General features: G+C 42.0%; 16 protein-coding genes and 2 pseudogenes. 7 read left to right on the top strand and 11 right to left on the bottom strand.

The features are described 5' to 3' along the window. Positions 1-173 precede the first annotated feature (173 nt). Positions 174-812: a YktB family protein gene (locus tag bslm_RS07685; protein ID WP_003232300.1), complete on the top strand. Its 639-nt coding sequence runs from the start codon at positions 174-176 to the stop codon at positions 810-812. Between the two features lie 32 nt (positions 813-844). On the opposite strand, the gene bslm_RS07680 is transcribed toward bslm_RS07685, so the two are convergent. Continuing rightward, positions 845-1,111: a UPF0223 family protein gene (locus bslm_RS07680; RefSeq protein WP_003245382.1), complete on the bottom strand. Its 267-nt coding sequence runs from the start codon at positions 1,109-1,111 to the stop codon at positions 845-847. Between the two features lie 184 nt (positions 1,112-1,295). Between bslm_RS07680 and speA the strand changes: the two genes are divergently transcribed. Beyond that, positions 1,296-2,768: an arginine decarboxylase gene (gene speA / locus bslm_RS07675; protein WP_003244780.1), complete on the top strand. Its 1,473-nt coding sequence runs from the start codon at positions 1,296-1,298 to the stop codon at positions 2,766-2,768. A gap of 39 nt (positions 2,769-2,807) precedes the next feature. On the opposite strand, the gene bslm_RS20630 is transcribed toward speA, so the two are convergent. Then, complete coding sequence (locus bslm_RS20630; protein WP_003232305.1) at positions 2,808-2,927, bottom strand: GapA-binding peptide SR1P; 120 nt, start codon at positions 2,925-2,927, stop codon at positions 2,808-2,810. Between the two features lie 418 nt (positions 2,928-3,345). On the opposite strand from bslm_RS20630, the gene slp reads away from it, so the two are divergent. Then, entirely contained in the window at positions 3,346-3,720 is a 375-nt protein-coding gene (slp, locus tag bslm_RS07670; RefSeq protein WP_003245672.1) for a peptidoglycan-associated lipoprotein Slp, read from the top strand. A 44-nt stretch (positions 3,721-3,764) separates the two neighbouring features. On the opposite strand, the gene lpdA is transcribed toward slp, so the two are convergent. The 5 genes and pseudogenes from lpdA to bslm_RS07645 all read right to left on the bottom strand — a co-directional run bounded on the left by lpdA (position 3,765) and on the right by bslm_RS07645 (position 9,817). Beyond that, positions 3,765-5,177: a dihydrolipoyl dehydrogenase gene (gene lpdA, locus bslm_RS07665; protein ID WP_003232309.1), complete on the bottom strand. Its 1,413-nt coding sequence runs from the start codon at positions 5,175-5,177 to the stop codon at positions 3,765-3,767. A gap of 4 nt (positions 5,178-5,181) precedes the next feature. Continuing rightward, entirely contained in the window at positions 5,182-6,510 is a 1,329-nt protein-coding gene (pdhC, locus tag bslm_RS07660; protein WP_003232311.1) for a pyruvate dehydrogenase complex dihydrolipoyllysine-residue acetyltransferase, read from the bottom strand. A 114-nt stretch (positions 6,511-6,624) separates the two neighbouring features. Then, positions 6,625-7,601 (bottom strand): annotated as a pseudogene (gene pdhB, locus bslm_RS07655) (pyruvate dehydrogenase complex E1 component subunit beta). A gap of 3 nt (positions 7,602-7,604) precedes the next feature. Further along, entirely contained in the window at positions 7,605-8,717 is a 1,113-nt protein-coding gene (gene pdhA / locus bslm_RS07650) for a pyruvate dehydrogenase (acetyl-transferring) E1 component subunit alpha (protein ID WP_046380998.1), read from the bottom strand. Positions 8,718-9,144: 427 nt separating this feature from the next. After that, positions 9,145-9,817: pseudogene (locus bslm_RS07645) on the bottom strand (YkyA family protein). A gap of 213 nt (positions 9,818-10,030) precedes the next feature. Here bslm_RS07645 and bslm_RS20625 point away from each other — a divergent pair. Then, positions 10,031-10,189, top strand: a complete 159-nt coding sequence (locus bslm_RS20625; protein ID WP_003232317.1) for a YjcZ family sporulation protein — start codon at positions 10,031-10,033, stop codon at positions 10,187-10,189. 109 nt (positions 10,190-10,298) lie between these two features. Beyond that, the gene (gene def / locus bslm_RS07635; protein WP_003245474.1) at positions 10,299-10,853 is read left to right on the top strand and encodes a peptide deformylase; all 555 of its coding nucleotides are present in this window, start codon (positions 10,299-10,301) and stop codon (positions 10,851-10,853) included. Positions 10,854-10,888: 35 nt separating this feature from the next. On the opposite strand, the gene bslm_RS07630 is transcribed toward def, so the two are convergent. Then, a complete protein-coding gene (locus bslm_RS07630) occupies positions 10,889-11,662 on the bottom strand; it encodes a Cof-type HAD-IIB family hydrolase (RefSeq protein WP_046380997.1) in 774 nt (257 codons plus the stop codon). A 385-nt stretch (positions 11,663-12,047) separates the two neighbouring features. Between bslm_RS07630 and rnpZA the strand changes: the two genes are divergently transcribed. Together rnpZA and rnjA are read left to right on the top strand one after the other, a co-directional pair. Beyond that, a complete protein-coding gene (gene rnpZA / locus bslm_RS07625; protein WP_003222303.1) occupies positions 12,048-12,257 on the top strand; it encodes an RNA polymerase subunit omega 1 in 210 nt (69 codons plus the stop codon). Between the two features lie 5 nt (positions 12,258-12,262). Beyond that, a complete protein-coding gene (gene rnjA, locus bslm_RS07620; RefSeq protein ID WP_003245660.1) occupies positions 12,263-13,930 on the top strand; it encodes a ribonuclease J1 in 1,668 nt (555 codons plus the stop codon). A 33-nt stretch (positions 13,931-13,963) separates the two neighbouring features. Here the strand turns inward: rnjA and ade are convergent, their stop codons facing one another. The 3 genes from ade to bslm_RS07605 all read right to left on the bottom strand — a co-directional run bounded on the left by ade (position 13,964) and on the right by bslm_RS07605 (position 17,407). Beyond that, entirely contained in the window at positions 13,964-15,697 is a 1,734-nt protein-coding gene (gene ade, locus bslm_RS07615) for an adenine deaminase (protein WP_003245362.1), read from the bottom strand. Positions 15,698-15,851: 154 nt separating this feature from the next. After that, complete coding sequence (gene ktrC / locus bslm_RS07610; protein ID WP_003222311.1) at positions 15,852-16,517, bottom strand: Ktr system potassium transporter KtrC; 666 nt, start codon at positions 16,515-16,517, stop codon at positions 15,852-15,854. Positions 16,518-16,579: 62 nt separating this feature from the next. Beyond that, on the bottom strand, positions 16,580-17,407 hold the full coding sequence (locus bslm_RS07605) for a gamma-glutamylcyclotransferase family protein (protein WP_003232330.1): 828 nt from the start codon (positions 17,405-17,407) through the stop codon (positions 16,580-16,582). Between the last annotated feature and the right edge of the window lie 4 nt (positions 17,408-17,411).

Genomic DNA, 17,411 nt, shown 5'->3' with positions numbered 1-17,411 from the left:
ATTACTTCTTATATCGTATGATTGTTCTATTTACGCGCAACATGATTCTGAAAATTGTGTGTTTACCTACTCGTTTATTACCACATTTCTCCTTACTTCAAACGCGCTCAATCTTTTTGAAGCTCGTATGAACTGTGATAAAATATGTATACTTAGCATGAAGGAGGAAAATCATGACACAAATGCGTTTCACTGAAGAAGACTTTAACACATTTACAATAGAAGGCTTAGACGCGCGCATGGAAGTATTAAAAGAGACGGTCCGTCCGAAGCTTACAGCTCTAGGCGAACATTTTGCCCCAACTTTATCAGCTTTAACCGGAGATGAAATGTTTCCGCATGTGGCAAAGCACGCAAGAAGATCCGTCAATCCCCCGGCTGACAGCTGGGTGGCGTTCGCAAACAGCAAAAGAGGCTATAAAAAACTGCCGCATTTCCAAATTGGTTTATGGGAAAGCCACGTCTTTGTATGGTTCGCGATTATTTATGAATCCCCTATCAAAGAAGAATACGGCAAATTGCTTGAAGTGAACCAAGAAACCATTACGAAAAATATCCCTGACAGCTTCGTTTGGTCTGCAGATCACACAAAACCGGGAGTACATAAACAGTCTGAAATGGACAAGGAACAGCTGAAGACACTGTTTGAGCGTTTGCAGACTGTAAAGAAAGCCGAGCTGTTATGCGGCATCCAGCTCCAAAAAGAAGAAGTGCTGAATATGAATAACCAGGAATTCCTTCAGCGTATCGACGATGCCTTTAAACAGCTTGCTTTTCTGTACCGTCTCACCCAAAAAGTAACACAAGCATAAAAAAGAGCCGGGATATCCCCCGGCTCTTTTTCTTACATCTTAATCTTCGCGTGATCAGATTCTCTCGCCTGTTTGACCGTGCGATAAGGAGAATATGTACTTTGTTCCTCAAACTCGCCGCATAGCTTTTTTTCTTCGGCCTTCCCCGGTACAATTTCCTTGAAACGGCGGTAAGCTTTAAGCAGTTCTTCACGATCCGCCCCTTTTTCATATGCAAGCTCAACCTGCTGGAAAAATGCAATCACATCCACTGCTTCTTCGGTTGTCCAATCTTCATTCATCGGATATTGATACTCCATTTTCTTCACTCCTTGTAGATTTACTTCCCTTAAGAGAAAGCATCTTCATTTGATCATAAATTGTTCTTTACATTCTTTCAAGTTCATAATATAATTCATTTGTTTTACGTCTAAAAAACGGTTGAGAAACTGATTTTAATACACACTATTATGCATAGGTATGATTACAAAGGTGGGAAAACAATTGTCGCAACATGAAACACCCTTATACACAGGACTGAAAAAGCATGCAAGCAGACAGCCTGTTCAATTCCACATTCCCGGCCATAAAAAAGGGGCAGGAATGGACCCAGAATTCAGACAATTTATCGGTGAAAACGCGTTAAGCATAGATTTGATTAATATTGAACCATTAGACGATCTGCACGCGCCAAAAGGCATTATTAAACAAGCACAAGATCTGGCTGCTGAAGCATTTGGAGCGGATCATACATTTTTTTCTGTTCAAGGAACAAGCGGCGCCATTATGACAATGGTAATGGCTGTTTGCGGACCTGGTGATAAAATTATTATTCCAAGAAATGTTCATAAATCAATTATGACAGCTATTGTATTTTCCGGAGCGGTTCCAATTTTTATTCATCCTGAAATTGACAATGAATTGGGCATCTCCCACGGAATTACACTTGAATCTGCTAAACGGGCGCTTACCGAGCATCCGGATGCAAAAGGGCTTCTCGTCATCAACCCGACATATTTCGGTGTTGCAGCCGACTTAAAAAGCATCGTAGAACTCGCTCATTCGTTTGATGTGCCAGTGCTTGTGGATGAAGCACACGGCGTTCACATTCATTTTCACGACGAATTGCCGCTATCGGCTATGCAGGCAGGAGCGGACATAGCAGCGACAAGTGTACACAAGCTGGGCGGATCACTGACACAAAGCTCTATTTTAAACATGAGAGAAGGCCTTGTATCTAAAGACAGAGTGCAATCCATCCTGAGCATGCTGACAACTACGTCAACTTCTTACTTGCTTCTCGCTTCTTTGGATGTTGCCAGAAAACGCCTTGCAACAGAAGGCCGCCAGCTTGCTGAGGAAACACTCAAGCTTGCCAATCAGACGAGAGATCGCCTCAATCAGATTGAAGGCATTTATTGTGTCGGTTCTGAGATTCTTGGGTCGAAAGCAGCTTACAGCTATGATCCGACAAAATTGATTATCTCTGTGAAAAGTCTTGGCCTGACAGGACATGACGTGGAAAAATGGCTTCGTGAATCCTTTAATATTGAGGTGGAGCTTTCTGATCTGTACAATATTTTGTGTATTTTCACTCCTGGTGACAGCCAAAATGATGCAGACCGGCTTGTAGAGGCTTTAACTGAGATCGCACAGCAAATGTCAGAACAAGATGTAACACATCAGCAAACTGAGGTTCTGCTTCCAGAAATACCTTTATTGGCAATGACTCCGCGTGATGCTTTCTATGCAAATACGGAAGTCATCCCATTAAAAGAAGCATCCGGACGGATTATTGCTGAATTTGTCATGGTATATCCGCCTGGTATTCCAATCTTCATCCCAGGAGAAATTATTACAGAAGAAAACATCAGCTACATTTTTAAAAACCTTGACGCAGGCCTCCCTGTTCAAGGACCTGAGGACTCGACTTTACATATGATCCGGGTCATCAAAGAACAAAAAGCAATTCAATAAAAAATAAAAAGCATGCGGCTTTAAGCCGCATGCTTTTTTTTACTCTTCATCAACAGGACATTGACATTGTCCGCAGCAAGTTCCATATAATGTTGTCACTTTCTCATCTTCAAAGTAATGAATGGCTTCGTTGCAATCTTGGCAAACAATCGTACCCATCTCTTATTCCCCATTTCTTTGAAATTTGAAAACGCTTAATTTCTTTTGTTGTTATTATATTAATATGTCACATTTAAAATGTCAACAACAAACTGTATAACACATTTTATTTCATATCATCATATTCACCTTGTTTTTCCATTTTCCATCATACAATATCTTCTTCATACAGAAGCTTTACTCGATATATATGCCACAGCACATAATGTAATTGCACGTTTTCTTGAACTTTCATCCAAGAATGCAGCAAAAAATTCAATATACCCCAGGTTGCTATTTTAAACGATTGATATAATATGTAATCTCACTTTAAAAACGGTTTCAATTATATAACAATTAGGTAACAAGAAGCAGATTAAGCCGTCTCTCGTGATAAACTAAAGCTAGTTAACTACTGTTTATACAGAGGAGAAGATAGATGCGATATCGCGCGGTATTCCCCATGCTGATAATAGTATTTGCTTTATCGGGCTGTACGCTTTCCACCATCAATCCGATGAAAAAAAGCCGGATTGACAACATTCATCATACACAAATCCTGTTTTTTTCTGATGAGAACCAAATAGACCAGGAAGCGCCTTATTACGATGCACTGCTTGATTTAGAAAAAGATTATCCCGAGCAAATAGATAAAATGAAGGTCTATGATAAAAAAGAAGGCTGGGAAGATGAGATTGAAACTGTCCCTACCCTTATGGTTGTTGATCAGCGCCATGTCGTGGTGAAAATCGAGGGATGTGTGAAAAAGAAAGAAGACATCATTAAACCATTACAGCATGTGCTGTCAAAATAAAAAAACAGCCCTCGCTCAAAGCGGGGCTGTTTTTGATATGAAAATTATTTTACGATGTGAATCGGACTTCCGATTGCCACTTCAGCAGCTTCCATTGTGATTTCGCCCAATGTTGGGTGAGCGTGAATTGTCATTGCGATATCTTCAGCAGTCATGCCGCCTTCAATCGCTAAGCTTAATTCAGAAATCATATCAGAAGCACTTGCTCCGGCGATTTGCGCACCGATCACAAGACCGTCCTCTTTACGAGTGATCAGCTTCATGAAGCCGTCTGTTTCGTTAAGAGAAAGCGCGCGGCCGTTTGCTGCAAATGGGAATTTAGCAGCAACAATGTCAAGACCTTCTTCTTTCGCCTGTGCTTCAGTGTAACCAACTGATGCAAGTTCAGGCTCAGAGAAAACAACCGCAGGAATACCAAGGTAATCGATTTCTGCAGGCTCTCCAGCGATAGCTTCTGCAGCGATTTTACCTTCGTAAGATGCTTTATGAGCAAGCGGCGGTCCTTCGATGATATCACCGATTGCATAAATGTTAGGTACGTTTGTGCGGCACTGTTTGTCAGTTTTCACGATACCGCGGTCCGTCATTTCGATACCGACTTGCTCAAGACCAAGCTCATCAGTGTTTGGACGGCGTCCTACTGTAATCAATACGTAATCAGCATCAACAGTTTTTTCTTCGCCTTTTACTTCGAAAGTAACTGTTACGCCGTCTGGTCTTTCTTCAACGCCTTTAGCCATCGCGTTTGTATGGATTTCAACGTTGCCTTTTTTCTTCAGTCTGCGTGTAACGAGAGAACTCATTTGTTTTTCGAAGCCAGGAAGAATTTCATCTCCGCCTTCAAGAATAACAAGTTCAGTACCGAAGTTAGCATACGCAGTTCCAAGTTCAGTTCCGATGTATCCGCCGCCGATAACAACGAGCTTTTTAGGAATTTCTTTAAGAGCCAAAGCGCCAGTTGAATTCAGGACACGCTCACTATATTTGAAGTTTGGCAATTCGATAGGACGAGAACCAGTAGCAATGATTGCGTTTTTAAACGTGTATGTTTGAGCAGAGTTCTCATCCATAACACGAACTGAATTGCTGTCTACAAAGTAAGCTTCACCTTTTACAACATCTACTTTGTTGCCTTTAAGAAGACCTGCTACACCGCCAGTAAGCTTGTTGACAACAGAAGCTTTCCATTCTTGAACTTTTGTGAAATCAACTGTTACATTCTCAGCAGTGATTCCCATGTCATCAGAATGTTTTGCATTCTCATAACGGTGACCTGCATTGATCAGCGCTTTTGAAGGGATACATCCAACGTTCAGACAAACGCCTCCAAGAGTTGCTTTTTCAACGACTGTTACTTTTTGTCCAAGCTGTGCAGCGCGGATGGCAGCTACATAGCCGCCAGGTCCCGCACCAATTACAAGAGTATCTGTTTCAATAGGGAAATCTCCTACTACCATAACATTACGCCTCCATTAAAATTAATTGTGGATCGTTCAGTAAACGCTTGATGTGATTTAATGCATTTTGCGCAGTTGCTCCGTCGATCATACGGTGGTCGAAGCTGAGAGAAAGAGCTAAGACTGGAGCTGCTACGATTTCGCCATCACGAACAATCGCTTTTTCTGCAATGCGTCCGATACCAAGAATCGCAACTTCTGGATGGTTGATAACCGGAGTGAACCATTGTCCGCCGGCAGAACCGATGTTTGTAATTGTGCAAGATGCGCCTTTCATTTCAGCTGGAGCAAGCTTGCCTTCACGAGCTTTTGTTGCAAGGCCATTGATTTCATCAGAAATTTCAAAGACAGATTTACGATCTGCATTTTTCACAACCGGTACAAGCAAGCCTTTTTCAGTGTCAGCAGCGATACCGATGTTGAAGTAATGTTTTTGGATGACTTCATCTGTTTTATCGTCAATTGACGTGTTTAAAACAGGGAATTTTTTCAGTGCAGATGTAAGAGCTTTTACAACGTAAGGCAAGTAAGTCAGCTTGATTCCTTGATCAGCAGCAACCTGTTTGAACTGTTTACGATGTGCAACAAGGTTTGTTACGTCCACTTCGTCCATTAACGTTACGTGAGGAGCAGTGTGTTTAGAGTTAACCATCGCTTTTGCAATTGCTTTACGGATACCGCTCATTTTTTCGCGTGTTTCTGGGAATTCGCCCTCTGGAGCTGGTGCAGCAGCCGGTTTAGCAGCTGTTTCTTGTGGTGCAGCTGTTTCTTGCGGTGCAGCTTCTTGCGCTCCTCCGTTTACAAAGCTGTCGATATCTTCTTTTACAACACGTCCGTTGTTGCCTGAACCAGTAACCTTACGGATGTCTACACCTTTTTCACGTGCATATTTACGTACGGAAGGCATAGCGATCACGCGTTTGTTCGGGTCAACTTCAGCTTGATCCTGCTGTCCTGCGCCAGTAGCTTTTGCAGGCTCTTGAGCTTGCTCTTCTTTCGCAACGTCTTGTCCAGCTTCTGCAGTTGACTGAACTTGTGCTTCAGTTTTCGCATCGTCAGACTCGTCGCTGCCTTTAAATTGAAGATCTTCGTAACCAGGTGCATCAAACGTAATAATCGTTTGTCCAACAGTTGCAACCGTTCCCTCTTCAACTTTTAATTCTAATACTTTTCCTTTAACAGGTGAAGGAATTTCTACTACTGCTTTATCATTTTGGACTTCAGCCAGTACATCATCTTCGTCTACCTCGTCGTTAGGCTTGACAAACCATTTTACGATTTCGCCTTCGTGGATACCTTCCCCGATATCTGGAAGTTTAAATTCAAATGCCACAGTTCTCGACCTCCTAGTTTGATTAAGCAATTTTAAAGTTTACATCGTAAGCATTGAAAACAGATATATAATAGAGGGAAAACGTTCATCTTCCCTCTCGATTATGCAGTTTGATTAAAATTCAAGCACTTTTCTTGCTGTTTCAAGAACGTCTTTATGGTTTGGAAGCCATACGCTCTCCGCTTGAGAGAAAGGAAATACTGTATCTGGCGCTGCAACGCGAAGTACAGGTGCTTCCAAGCTCAGGATCGCACGGTCATTAATTTCTGCTACTACGTTTGCAGCAATACCGGCTTGTTTTTGTGCCTCTTGAACGACAATCGCGCGTCCTGTTTTTTCTACAGAGGCGATAATTGTATCGATATCAAGTGGGCTTACTGTACGAAGGTCGACAACTTCAGCAGAAATGCCGTCTTTTTCAAGCTCATCAGCAGCTTTTAATGATTCATGAACCATTGCGCCGTAAGTGATGATTGAAAGATCAGTACCTTCACGTTTCACGTCAGCTTTTCCAAGCTCAATTGTGTATTCTTCTTCAGGAACTTCCTGACGGAAAGAACGGTAAAGCTTCATATGCTCTAAGAAGACAACAGGATCATTGTCTCTGATCGCAGAAATTAAAAGTCCTTTGGCATCGTAAGGAGTTGATGGAATAACAACTTTGATACCAGGCTGTTGTGCAACAAGACCTTCCAAGCTGTCAGCGTGAAGTTCAGGAGTATGAACACCGCCGCCGAATGGAGAACGAATTGTTACAGGTGAAGTCCAGCGTCCGCCAGAACGGTAGCGCATACGAGCCATTTGGCCAGAAACTGAATCCATTACTTCATAAACAAATCCGAAGAATTGGATTTCCATTACCGGACGGAAGCCGTTTAAGCCTAAACCAAGGCAAGACCGCCGATACCAGATTCAGCAAGTGGCGTGTCAAACACACGGTCTTCACCGAATTCTTTTTGCAATCCTTCTGTCGCACGGAATACGCCGCCGTTTACACCAACGTCTTCTCCGAAAACTAAGACATTTTCGTCATTTTTCAGTTCTGTGCGTAACGCATCCGTGATTGCTTGAATCATTGTCATTTGCGCCATGGCTTACTTCGACTCCTTCTGTGTATAAATTTCAAATTGCTCCTCAAGGTTGTGAGGCATTTTTTCGTACATGATTTTCATTAAATCAGTTACTTTTTGCTTCGGTTCAGCATCAGCTTTTTTGATCGCTTGCTTAATTTCTTCTTTCGCATCCTCAATCACTTTTGCTTCTTCTTCTTCAGACCATAAGCCTTTGTTTTCAAGGAACGCACGGAAACGTACAAGCGGATCTTTTTGTTCCCACTCATTTTCGATTTCTTTTGTACGATATTTAGTAGGATCGTCACCAGCCATTGTGTGCGGGCCATAACGGAATGTAAGTGTTTCAATTAGTGTTGGACCTTCGCCGTTGATTGCGCGCTCGCGTGCTTCAGCAGTTGCTGCGTATACAGCAAGCGGATCCATTCCGTCTACTTGTACGCCGACAATACCGGCAGCTACAGCTTTTTGTGCAATTGTTTCAGCTGCAGATTGTTTTTCAACAGGAGTTGAAATCGCGTAACGGTTGTTTTGCACCACGAAGATTGCAGGTGCTTTATAAGCTCCGGCAAAGTTAATTCCTTCGTAGAAGTCCCCTTGAGAAGCTCGCCCGTCACCAGTGTAAGTGATTGCGACAGCTTTCTTACCGCGTTTTTTAAGACCTAGCGCAACACCGGCAGTTTGAATGTATTGAGCACCGATAATGATTTGTGGAGAAAGGGCATTCACATCATCAGGCATTTGTGTTCCTCTGAAATGTCCGCGAGAGAAAGAAAACGCTTGATATAATGGAAGGCCGTGCCAAATTAACTGAGGCACATCACGGTATCCAGGAAGAACAAAGTCTTCTTTTTCAAGCGCGAAATGCGTTGCAATCTGAGAAGCTTCTTGACCCGCAGTAGGAGCGTAAAATCCGAGACGTCCTTGACGGTTTAATGAGATAGAGCGTTGGTCAAGCACACGCGTAAATACCATGCGGCGCATTAGCTCTTTTAATTGATCATCAGTTAAATCAGGCATCGCCGCTTCATTCACGACTTCTCCCTTTTCATTTAAAATTTGGAACGTTTCGAACTGCTTTTTAATGGCATCAAATTGCTTCTTACTGTCAACGATAGCTTTTTTCGTTTTTTGCAGCCATACTAAGTCACCTCTTCCTTTCTTTTAAACAGTCATTAGACGTGCATTCCTTTTATACATACAAACTTAGGGTACCCTAAAGTATCAGCAGTAAGTCGTATTATATTTTAGCCGATCCCAGTTTGCCAAAACCTTTTATGTAGGATAGTTACACTCTGCTTTGAACTGTATTATTTCGAAGTTGTAAAAAACTAATACAACACCGCTTAACATGGATTAGTTTACACCAAATAAAGAAGAACCGTCAATCGTTTTCATCGCTGATTTTCAATAAATGTATTCGCTTTACATTTTCATCAAAAAAACAGATGCCAACCGCACCCAAAACTGTACTAGTATACCTTACTATGCTGTACTACAATAGAAATGAAAATTTTTGAACGAAATCCGAATCGCATTTCATTCAAAAAAAGAGCTGATCGAGTCAGCTCTTTTTCACACGATAGCCTGCAGCGTCATATAAATCTTCCCGGGCTTTATTATATTTTTCGGTTTGTTCATTAAATTCTCCGCTATATTTAAGGATCTTTTCATAAGAAGCATTGACTTTATCGATCTGCTGATCCAGATCATCTCTTGTCAAATCTTTGTCTTTCAGCTGCATATACAGTTTTTTATTAAGCTCAAGCGCTTTTTTATACTCTTTATACATAGTGCCATATGATGTATATCTTTTCTCCCATATGGTTTGCTGCGGCATCGGCCTTTTCTTTTATGTCTTTTTCCTTAATATGTTCCGCTGACGTTTTTGCTTCCTCAAATTCTGTTTCCGATTTTTTCATGCTGTCATTTTCAAGCTTTAGGTGTTCTTCGCGCTTGCTGACATTTTCAAGCGCCTTATTAGATAAAGCAACAATTTTTTTATAATCATCCATATTGAGCTTCATAACACTATCGTAAAGCTGATTTTCTTTGGCCTCTAATTCTTTGAGTGTGTTTTGTTCTTCTTGAAACGGCTTTTCCGATTCCGCGGCTTTTTCTAATGAATGATGAAGTGAATCAACCGGGTCCTGTCCCATGCATCCTGTTAATATCAGTGCCATGGCACAAAAAGCTCCGATCTTGATTCCAGGCCGCCGTTTTATAGCGTCTTTCACGTTAAATCCCCCAATCTTGACAATTTCTACTATAGAATCCATGGGGACATTTGGCAATAGCCGTGCTGTATAAATGCAATACTGAAATTAAATCAAAAAAGTGAAAAATCAGGACAGATGACCATACAACTTTTTTGTTTTTACATAGGTTATATTAGACGCTATGCCTACTTATAAAGGCTCTGGCGTAATTAAAAGAGGAGGTTATGTAATATGTATGGATATGGTTACGGCGGAGGCTGCTGCAGTTATGGTGGTTACGGATATGGTGGCTGCGGATATGGCTACGGCCGCACCTTTGCGCTAATCGTTGTTTTATTCATTCTGTTAATCATTGTCGGAGCTGCTTATTTAGGTGGAGGCTGTTGCTAACCACACAGCATGAAATTGACCAGCCATATACGGCTGGTCATTCGTTTCGTTGCACCTTTGTGAAGAAATCCGATATAATTTACATATTAAGCTTTAGGAGTGAAGTTTCTTGATTACTATGGAAAACATCGTACGTGACGGCCATCCAGCCCTCAGAGAGACTGCCGAACCTGTTGAGCTGCCTCCAACTGATGCAGAAAAACAGCAGCTGGCCGACATGATCGAATTTGTTAAAAACAGCCAAAATCCAGAATTAGCCGAAAAATACAAGCTGCGCCCTGGCGTAGGACTCGCAGCTCCTCAAATTAATATCAAAAAACGAATGATCGCCGTTCATGCGGAAGATGCTTCCGGTAAATTATACAGCTATGCTCTGTTTAATCCTAAGATCGTCAGCCATTCAGTTGAAAAAAGCTACTTAACAAGCGGCGAGGGCTGCCTCTCTGTGGATGAAGCGATTCCCGGTTATGTTCCCCGCTATGCTCGCATCAGAGTAAAAGGAACAACACTAGAAGGCGAAAATATTGATATTCGTTTAAAAGGATTTCCGGCTATTGTGTTTCAGCATGAGATCGATCATTTGAACGGCGTTATGTTCTATGATCATATTGATAAGGAAAATCCTTTCAAAGAACCTGAAAATGCAATCGCAATTGAGCGCTAAAAGAGAAAACGGCTGGCACAATGCCAGCCGTTTCTTTATTTTAAAAGGCCCAATTCTTTGACAGCGTATGCAATTCCATCCTCGTCCACCGGTTTTGTTACAAAGTCCGCGATTTCTTTCAGTTCGGGAACAGCATTTCCCATAGCAACGCCTGTCCCAACGTATTCAATCATTTGCAAATCATTTAATCCGTCGCCGAAAGCATATGTATCGCCGATATCAAACGGAAGACGCTCAATCACTTTTTTGATTCCTTCTGCCTTCGAACCTCCGTGCGGCAGAACATCAGTCGATAGCTCATGCCAGCGAACTAGATCAAACTCAGGAAAAGCGGCATAAGCTTTTTTCTCTTCATCCTGACAAAATAAAAGAAGCTGAAAAATTTCTTTTCCTTCATAAAAAAGGTCATCGGTCTCTGGATAATCTGTTTTAAGGCTGCCGATTCCCTCGAGAACAGTGGGGTGATCCGCAACAGTCGCTTTCATCGTGTCCTCAGCCATAAACACAACAGGATGCTTGCCTTCATCCGCCTGCTTTAATAATCGCCTGATTGCATTTTCAGGCAGCGGATTTTTATAAATCACTTGATTTTCAAAGACAACAAACTGTCCATTGTAGGAAATAAATGAGTGGATGCCCAGCTCCTCCAAAATCGGCTTAACCAAAAATGGAGACCGGCCGCTGGCAATAAACACATGATGCCCTTGGCGCTGAAGCTCCGCCACGGTTTTTCTCGTACTTTCCGGTATATTCTTATCATGATCATATATTGTGCCGTCAATATCAAAAAAGATTAATTTAGAATCCATCGCAACTTCCCCTTTATCGTCTTGGTCTGCAATTCCCACCCTCATCATACAAAAAGATTGTCATTCAGCAAACAATTTCGTTCAAAAATCATATTAAATTCCATTAATAACCACGAAAAGTCTTCCTCAATCTCCGTATACTATTTGTATAAAAGAACTCTGGGACAAATTTTTCATTAAAGGAGGGACTGGCTAATGCTGCGTAAATTAAGAAAGAAACTCAGAAGACAATGGAACGGAATGCTCCGTAAGAAAGCAATTGCCTGACAAGGGATCTTTCACTTTTTGAGAGATCCTTATTTTGCTCAAGGCTTTCCTTATATTCCGTTTTCGAATATAATAGAATGAGCGAGTCTAACATACGGCATTTAAGGAGAGATTTGGAATGATTTATAAGGTATTTTATCAAGAGAAGGCTGACGAAGTACCTGTTCGGGAAAAGACAGATTCACTTTATATTGAAGGCGTATCTGAGCGTGACGTCAGAACAAAGCTGAAAGAAAAGAAATTTAATATTGAGTTTATTACACCTGTTGATGGTGCATTCTTAGAATATGAACAACAGAGCGAAAATTTTAAAGTATTGGAGTTATGAGCGGTATGAAATTTGTAAAAAATGATCAGACTGCTGTTTTCGCCCTCGGAGGTTTGGGCGAAATCGGTAAAAATACGTACGCGGTGCAATTCCAGGATGAAATTGTACTGATTGATGCGGGGATCAAGTTTCCCGAGGACGAACTGCTCGGAATTGACTACGTCATCCCTGATTATACGTATTTAGTCAAAAACGAAGATAAAATTAAAGGGCTTTTTATCACCCACGGGCACGAAGACCACATCGGCGGTATTCCATACCTGCTCAGACAAGTGAATATTCCTGTATACGGCGGAAAACTCGCGATCGGCTTACTTCGGAATAAACTTGAAGAGCATGGATTATTGAGACAGACGAAACTGAACATTATCGGCGAGGATGATATTGTAAAGTTCCGCAAAACGGCTGTGTCATTCTTCAGAACAACACACAGTATTCCGGATTCCTACGGCATTGTTGTAAAAACGCCGCCCGGAAACATCGTACATACTGGGGATTTCAAATTCGACTTTACTCCAGTCGGCGAGCCGGCAAACTTAACGAAAATGGCCGAAATCGGTAAAGAAGGCGTTTTGTGCCTTCTTTCAGACAGCACAAACAGTGAAAATCCGGAGTTTACCATGTCTGAGCGCCGTGTAGGAGAAAGCATTCATGACATTTTCCGCAAGGTGGACGGCCGAATTATCTTCGCCACATTTGCGTCGAATATTCACCGCTTGCAGCAGGTAATTGAAGCTGCTGTACAAAATGGAAGAAAAGTTGCCGTATTTGGACGCAGTATGGAATCGGCTATCGAAATTGGACAGACACTCGGTTATATTAACTGTCCTAAAAATACGTTTATTGAGCATAACGAAATCAATCGTATGCCTGCTAATAAAGTAACAATTTTATGTACAGGAAGCCAAGGGGAACCAATGGCGGCGTTATCAAGAATTGCAAACGGCACACACCGCCAAATTTCAATCAATCCTGGGGATACAGTCGTATTTTCTTCATCCCCTATCCCAGGCAACACAATCAGCGTGAGTCGAACAATCAACCAGCTGTATCGTGCGGGTGCTGAGGTTATTCACGGCCCTCTTAACGATATCCATACATCCGGTCACGGCGGACAGGAAGAACAGAAGCTGATGCTTCGTTTAATCAAGCCTAAATTCTTCATGCCGATTCACGGTGAGTACAGAATGCAAAAGATGCATGTCAAACTTGCAACAGATTGTGGCATCCCAGAGGAAAACTGCTTTATCATGGATAATGGTGAAGTATTAGCACTTAAAGGCGATGAGGCTTCAGTTGCAGGAAAAATCCCGTCCGGTTCAGTGTACATTGACGGAAGCGGTATCGGTGATATTGGCAATATCGTACTTCGTGATCGCAGAATTCTCTCTGAAGAAGGACTTGTCATCGTTGTTGTCAGCATTGACATGGACGACTTCAAGATTTCAGCGGGTCCTGATTTGATTTCCAGAGGATTTGTGTACATGAGAGAATCTGGTGACTTGATCAACGACGCTCAAGAGCTCATTTCAAATCACTTACAAAAAGTAATGGAACGAAAAACGACTCAATGGTCTGAAATCAAAAACGAAATTACAGACACGCTTGCACCTTTCTTGTACGAAAAAACAAAGCGCCGTCCAATGATCCTGCCGATCATTATGGAGGTTTAAAAAAAGAGGCACTCCCTAAGGGAGTGCCTCTTTTTATTGCAGTGATATGTGTTGAAATGATTTTACATCGAATAATCCCGTAGTCGTCATTTTAATATCAGGAATGACAGGCAACGCTAAAAACGACAATGTCAAAAATGGATTAAATCCGCCTGTGAAACCGATTAACGACAATTTATCATGAAGCGTCAGCAAGCTTTGATTCACTTGCTCTGCAGATTGGTCGGATAATAACCCTGCAATCGGCAGCGGTACTGAATGGAGCTCTTCCCCATTTTTTATAATTGTTAATCCTCCGCCAATTTCCTGCAGCTTATTAACTGCCGCCGCGATATCCTCATCATTCGTTCCGACGGCAATAATATTATGGGAGTCGTGTGAAATGGTTGTGGCAATCGCTCCGCTCTTGAATCCAAAACCTTTCACAACACCAAGTCCGGTTTCTTTTAATCCTTTATGCCGCTCGACAACTGCAATCTTTAACAAATCAAGCTCAGTGTCAGGCTCAAATTCGCGGGCAACAGGAGCCGGAACTTGTACTAATCGTGTTTCAAGCTGATTTGGTATGATTTGAATGACATTGATCTGCTGCTCTGAATCGATTGGCATATGAAAATCCTGTTTGTTAAGAGGAGCAGCAAGCTTAACAGAATCAAGCAGTGCCTGATCTGGTGCTGCAGTTGAAGCATGATCCTGATAGACCGCTTTGCTGTCTTCAGCAACAGTCTGCCCTTTTACCATCGTCATTGTGACAGTGACATTTTCCAGATCAGATACAAAAAGCAAATCAGCGTCAAAACCCGGGGCAATCGCTCCCTTTGTATCTAATCCGTAGCATTCGGCTGCATTGAGGCTTCCTAGCTGATAGGCTAAAAACGGATTAAGTCCGGCTTGAATCGCCATTTTCACCTGATGGTTTACACTTCCCTCTGACAATAAATCATCCACATGCTTATCATCCGTACAGAAAAAGAACCGGCGTGCGTTCTTTTCATTCACCGCCGGCAGCACATTGAGCGTGTTTTTGGCGACTGATCCTTCACGCATCATGACATACATGCCCCTTCTGATACGATCAAGGGCTTCTTCCTTCGATGTTACTTCATGGTCGTTTAAGACAAATGCGGTTCTGTAAATGTTAATGAGGTCTGTTGATAAACCAGCTAAATGACCGTCTATCCTTTTTCCTGCCACACGGGCATCAAGCAGTTTCTGAACCATGTCTTTTTCAGCCTGCTGAACCGACACATAATCCATAACTTCAGCCAGCCCTAATACTTCTTCTTCTTCATAAAAAGGCTTGAGATCGGCAGCTTTGAGAATTGCGCCTGATCGCTCAAAACTTGCGGCAGGCACACTGGAAGGAAGCATAAAATGGATATTCAGCGGTGTATGCCGAGCTTGTTCAAGCATAAACTCAATCCCTTTTTCACCAGACACATTCGCGATCTCATGCGGATCTGTAACAACCGTCGTCACGCCATGAGGCAACACTGCTTTAGCGAACTCAATCGGTGTAACCATTGACGACTCAATATGTACATGTCCATCAATAAAACCCGGAACAATCATTTGTCCCTCTGCATCAATGATATTTTCGCCTTCATACTCACCGAGGCCTACAATAACTCCATCTGTAATCGCAATATCTTCATATATCCATTCTTGATTATATACGTCCATGATTTTTCCGTTTTTAATGACGATATCAGCTTTTTGTCTTTTGGCTGAAGCATTCAGCCTATTGACTAGCGCTTCTTTATTCAAATAGGCCCCTCCTTTTTTTATTATATGGTACAATATGCTATCGGAACGCCTGTGCTTAGTCAATGAAATTTTAAGAAATTGACGCTCAGTTCATTAAAGTTGTTATATTCTGATAATATGAAAAACCGCCCTTTGAGGACGGCTTATTTGGCTGCTATTTTGTATGAAGAACTCTTTTTTCGAAACGGGAGATGTCTGTAACTGATCCAATAACAATGAGTATATCTTCTTGGTGGATGACTTCGGTTGCAAGCGGTGATACGATGACTTCCTTGCCCCTTTTTATGGCTACGATGTTAATACCGTATTTTGCGCGAATATCTAAATCGAGAAGCGTATTTCCAGCCAGGCGGCTGTTAGCTACGATTTCAACAAGACTATGCTCTTCAGACAGCTCCAAATAGTCAAGTACATTGTTGGACACGATATTATGCGCAATTCGTTTTGCCATATCGCGTTCCGGGTGGACGATGTGATCCGCACCAATTTTAGACAGCACTTTTTCGTGATAATCGTTCTGCGCTTTAACTGTAATCGTATGGACGCCAAGTTCTTTCAGAATGAGTGTCGTTAAAATACTCGCTTGAATATTTTCCCCGATTGCTACAATAACGTGGTCAAAATTTCGCAGGCCTAAATTTTTCAGGACAGATTCGTCTGTCGAATCACCGATAACTGCGTGAGATGCAATCTTGGCATACTCGTTGACTTTATCTTCATCGATATCCATTGCCATAACCTCGACGCCTTCTTCGCTTAATGCTTTGCAAATACTGCCACCAAAACGGCCCAGCCCAATTACCGCAAATTCTTTTTTCATCGTGGTGCTCCTTTATATGACATGATATTGATCAAATTTTATCATATTCTTTTGTTACAGTGTTATCCTTTTGGCAGCGAATTCATATGCCGCTTGAGCTTTTCAGTAAACTCAGGCGACAAATACAGCTCCGCTCCGCGTTCGATTTCAATCTGATAGTGCTGAGGCGGGGCAATTTCCGCTTCTTTTTGGAGGACGAGAAAGGTTAAGCAGTCTTTGTAGTGCCTTCCGCCAGCTTCAACGTCTACAAATGCCGGCCGATACGTAAGAGATTCGACACCCTCCCTTTTATATAGATAGGAGAGAGCAGAATAAGGAATACGGTATAAAACGCCTTCTGTTGTTCCTCCGTCTTCCAACATGTCCGCTCTTGAACCGTCATCCCTTTTTAGCGTGAAGCGAGTTGTGTATCCTTTTAAAACACCTCTTCCTACTGGATCTTGAAAATAGTGATCGACTCCCGCTTTTTGAAAGCGGGCATTATCCATGCATGATCCGTAGGCAAAATAATAAATGGGATTTTTCGATTTGCTGATCATCTGATGTTCTTTCCAGTCGCCGCTGCTTATTTTCGTAAAACCGGCACACCCGTCTTTGTTCATAAAATAAATAAGCGCATTTTTAATCCCGACATCCGTTTCTACAAACACCGTTTGTTTATGATATCCTTGAAAAAATTGATCGAGCTTATGTATACACAATTCATCTGCTTCATATACTTCGCCGTATATATAGCCTTCACTATTTAAAACAGCTGTGGGCTCCTCTTTTGCAGCAAACAAACTTCCCTTTGTTCTCGCCTGCTCATTGATACATGCCGATTGTGCCAGCAAATGATGGTTTTTTTCATGCTTTCTTAATGTCCCGTATACAAACAGAAGCGAGTTCACTTTA

The sequence above is a fragment of the Bacillus sp. LM 4-2 genome, assembly GCF_000978495.1.
In the GTDB taxonomy this organism is placed as follows: Bacteria; Bacillota; Bacilli; order Bacillales; family Bacillaceae; genus Bacillus; species Bacillus subtilis.
The sequence above is the reverse complement of the archived record's forward strand: the minus strand, read 5'-3'. Positions and strand labels throughout refer to the sequence as shown.

Bases quoted from the DNA above. Each gene is read 5' to 3' on its own strand.
- bslm_RS07685 (WP_003232300.1), top strand. From the start codon at position 174: ATGACACAAATGCGTTTCACTGAAGAAGACTTTAACACATTTACAATA.
- bslm_RS07680 (WP_003245382.1), bottom strand. From the start codon at position 1,111: ATGGAGTATCAATATCCGATGAATGAAGATTGGACAACCGAAGAAGCA.
- bslm_RS20630 (WP_003232305.1), bottom strand. From the start codon at position 2,927: ATGGGTACGATTGTTTGCCAAGATTGCAACGAAGCCATTCATTACTTT.
- slp (WP_003245672.1), top strand. From the start codon at position 3,346: ATGCGATATCGCGCGGTATTCCCCATGCTGATAATAGTATTTGCTTTA.
- lpdA (WP_003232309.1), bottom strand. From the start codon at position 5,177: ATGGTAGTAGGAGATTTCCCTATTGAAACAGATACTCTTGTAATTGGT.
- bslm_RS20625 (WP_003232317.1), top strand. From the start codon at position 10,031: ATGTATGGATATGGTTACGGCGGAGGCTGCTGCAGTTATGGTGGTTAC.
- bslm_RS07630 (WP_046380997.1), bottom strand. From the start codon at position 11,662: ATGGATTCTAAATTAATCTTTTTTGATATTGACGGCACAATATATGAT.
- rnpZA (WP_003222303.1), top strand. From the start codon at position 12,048: ATGATTTATAAGGTATTTTATCAAGAGAAGGCTGACGAAGTACCTGTT.
- rnjA (WP_003245660.1), top strand. From the start codon at position 12,263: ATGAAATTTGTAAAAAATGATCAGACTGCTGTTTTCGCCCTCGGAGGT.
- ktrC (WP_003222311.1), bottom strand. From the start codon at position 16,517: ATGAAAAAAGAATTTGCGGTAATTGGGCTGGGCCGTTTTGGTGGCAGT.